Source organism: Hymenobacter sp., assembly GCF_031398885.1.
Lineage (GTDB): Bacteria > Bacteroidota > Bacteroidia > Cytophagales > Hymenobacteraceae > Hymenobacter.
The window spans coordinates 1-3,027 of sequence record NZ_JANNOD010000128.1 but is presented as its reverse complement, the minus strand read 5'-3'; the positions used below and the strand labels follow the sequence as shown (position 1 = coordinate 3,027).

The following is a 3,027-nucleotide window of genomic DNA, read 5'->3' as shown; positions in this document are numbered from 1 at the left end:
CCCGCAGGGGCGATGCCACGCGCTGGCTCTACGCCTGCTCTATGTCTGTCGCAGACTTTACCTAGTGCCGCGGTCGGTCGATTAGCCCGGCGGCCGCTTTGCGCCAGTCCGCGTCAGTTCGCTTACCACCCAATATTCCAGGCTCCTGACATGGCAGAGCAAGCCCGGGAACCCACCCCGGATTCCCCCGATGTGCGCCTGCTGCGTAGCATCGCCCAGCAAACCGCAGCCTTTTCAGTGGCTGGCCGCGGCTTTGGTGCCACTGAAGCTCCCGAGCTACCGCAAAGGCAGCCGCCCGTTTGACATCCTGGCCACGCTGGACCCGGCGGAAGGAGCCAAAGCTTCTTACCACGCCCACGGCTTGTTTTGCCGCCTGGGGGTGACGCGGTGGGCGCAGCTAAACGGCGCCGACCTACTGGCCCACGACAATAACCGACCCTTATAACGCCCCCCTCCCCCATGCACCTCGGCGATTACAACGACCTGGAAGTAGCCCGCGAAGTCGATTTCGGCCTCTACCTCTCCTCCGACGACGGCGACCTGCTGCTGCCCGAAAAGTACGTGCCTGTGGGCACCCGCGTGGGCGACGTGCTCCGCGTGTTCGTGTATCGCGACTCCGAGGACCGGCTCATTGCCACCACCCTGCGGCCGCTGGCGCTGGTCAACTCCTACGCCGCTCTCACCGTGAAGGACCACGGCCCGGCCGGCGCCTTCCTGGAGTGGGGCCTGGAGAAGGACCTGCTCCTGCCCTTCCGCAACCAGCGGCGCGACCTGCGCACCGGCGAGCGGGTGCTGGTGTACGTGTACCTCGACGAGGAGAGCGACCGGCTGGTGGCCTCCACCAAGTGGAAGCAGTTCCTGAGCGACGCGCCCTTCGCGGGCGAGCCCGGCGACCCCGTACGCCTGCTCGTGGCCGACGAAACCGAGCTGGGCTACCCCGTCATCGTGAACGGCACGCACCAGGGGCTGCTGTTTCACAACGAGGTGTTCCGGCCCCTGCGGCTGGGCGAGGCCCTGCCCGGCTTCCTGCGCCAGGTGCGGGCCGACGGCAAGCTCGACGTGCGCCTGCAGCGCGAGGGCTACGGCGAAGTCGAGTCGGCCACCGACACGCTGCTGGCCGCCCTGCGCGCCGCCAACGGCCGGCTGCCCATCGGCGACAAGAGCCTGGCCGAGGACGTGTACCGCCGCGTGGGCATGAGCAAAAAGGTGTTTAAAAAGGCGCTGGGGGCGCTGTTTCGGCAAGGCCTCGTGGTGCTGGCCCCGGAGGAAACGGTGCTGAAGTAACGTTGAATTCGATGCAAAATGAGGATTTAATGAATGATTTCTGGGGTAGGGAGTTCGACTGGTTTGCCCCTGACACTGCGGGCAACCTGGGAGTCTTTTGTTTCGCAGGCCACGGCTTCATTCCTGAACAGGTATTAGCTCATCACGAAGAGCACACGCTTCTTGCGGCCGAAATCCCTCTTCCTCATTTTGGAAGTCTTAAAGTTTGGCATGACTATGCCCGGTACGGCTTGTTCGTTTATGACTGGAATATATATGACGGCCCATACCGTCAGGAGGCAAAACCTTCGAAACCGCTCAGGGAAGACGTTGAGGCAAGAATTCTGCAAATCGAAGGACTACCGATTCTTCGATACAACTTTCACGATAAATCAACGATAAGCATAGCGGATTTAGCTCCTTAAGCCATGCCCAAGACTGCTTTACTCGCCGGGGCCACGGGCCTGATTGGCTCGCACCTGCTGCCGCTGCTGCTGGCTTCGGCGCGGTACTCCAAGGTGATTGTGGTGGGCCGCCGCGCCCTGCCCCTGGCCCACCCCAAGCTGACGCAAGTGGTGACGGAGCTGGACCGGCTGAGCGACGTGCGCCTGCAACTCATCGCCGACGACGTGTTCTGCTGCCTGGGCACCACCATGCGGCAGGCGGGCTCGAAAGCGGCCTTTTACCAAGTTGACTATTCGTACGTGGTGGCACTGGCGGCGCTGACGGCCGACAATTTCGCGGGGCAGTTCCTGGTGGTGTCCAGCCTGGGGGCCGATGCCGAGGCGCGGGTGTACTACCCCCGCGTGAAGGGCGAAATGGAAGCGGCGGTGCGCCAGGCGCCGTTCCGGGCCATCCACATTTTTCGGCCCTCGCTGCTGCTCGGGCCCCGGGCGCAGCCCCGCCTGGGCGAACGAGTGACGGCGGCCGTGCTGCGGGTGCTGCGCCCGCTGCTGCGCGGCCCCCTGCAGCAGTACCGGCCGGTGGCCGCGGCCACGGTAGCCGCCGCCATGCTGCGCGCCGCCGAGGACGACGGTGGCGGCGTGCGAGTGCACGGGCCGAATGAAATTGCGGCGAAAGCGGAGCCAGCGCAAAAAATATAGCCCCGGCTGCTTACTTTTGTCCTAATTCTCATTCATCCAATTTTTTAATTAATTTATGAAGCACGTACAGTTTACCCTACTATTCATTTTTTTGCTGCTGGGCCTGACAGCCAACGCACAGTCTAAAAAAAAGAGCGGCGGCGGCGGCGGAAACGGCAGTTCGGGCTACGGCACCGGCATTGGCCTGCGCGGGGGCGGCTACTCGTCGGGGCTCACCGTCAAGCACTTTTTGGGCAGCAAAAACGGCGTGGCCCTCGAAGCTTTGCTCACGACGGAGTACAAAGCCCGCGGGGTTCGGCTCACCGTGCTGGGCGAGAAGCACAAGGCCATTTCCGACATTAAGGGCCTGGCGTTCTATTACGGCGCGGGCTTCCACGCCGGGTCCTACCAGGGCCGCTACTACTTCGCTGATACGCGCTACTACTACAAGGGCCGCAAAGGCGACGTGTACTTGGTTCGCGACTACCGCTTCGACGAAGAAACCTACGTCGCCTTCGGCGCCGACCTGATACTGGGCCTGGAGTACAAGCTGGAAGATTTGCCCTTCGCTTTGAGTGTGGACTACAAACCCTTCTTCGACGTTTTCAACGGCTACACCGGTTTTTACAACGATGCCGCGGTGAGCCTGCGCTTCACCTTCTAACCTTCTCAGAATCCTGCC

General features: G+C 62.7%; 5 protein-coding genes. All 5 read left to right on the top strand.

Features of this window, described 5'->3' with window-relative positions:
• Positions 1-190 precede the first annotated feature (190 nt).
• The 5 genes from RMO51_RS22250 to RMO51_RS22230 are packed head-to-tail and all read left to right on the top strand — an operon-like array spanning position 191 to position 3,009.
• Positions 191-445, top strand: coding sequence for a hypothetical protein (locus tag RMO51_RS22250; protein WP_310398192.1), 255 nt, complete (start codon positions 191-193; stop codon positions 443-445).
• Positions 446-459: 14 nt separating this feature from the next.
• Entirely contained in the window at positions 460-1,284 is an 825-nt protein-coding gene (locus RMO51_RS22245; protein ID WP_310398191.1) for a S1-like domain-containing RNA-binding protein, read from the top strand.
• 11 nt (positions 1,285-1,295) lie between these two features.
• A complete protein-coding gene (locus tag RMO51_RS22240; protein ID WP_310398190.1) occupies positions 1,296-1,688 on the top strand; it encodes a hypothetical protein in 393 nt (130 codons plus the stop codon).
• A gap of 3 nt (positions 1,689-1,691) precedes the next feature.
• On the top strand, positions 1,692-2,366 hold the full coding sequence (locus RMO51_RS22235) for an NAD-dependent epimerase/dehydratase family protein (protein ID WP_310398189.1): 675 nt from the start codon (positions 1,692-1,694) through the stop codon (positions 2,364-2,366).
• Positions 2,367-2,421: 55 nt separating this feature from the next.
• A complete protein-coding gene (locus RMO51_RS22230; protein WP_310398188.1) occupies positions 2,422-3,009 on the top strand; it encodes a hypothetical protein in 588 nt (195 codons plus the stop codon).
• Positions 3,010-3,027 lie beyond the last annotated feature (18 nt).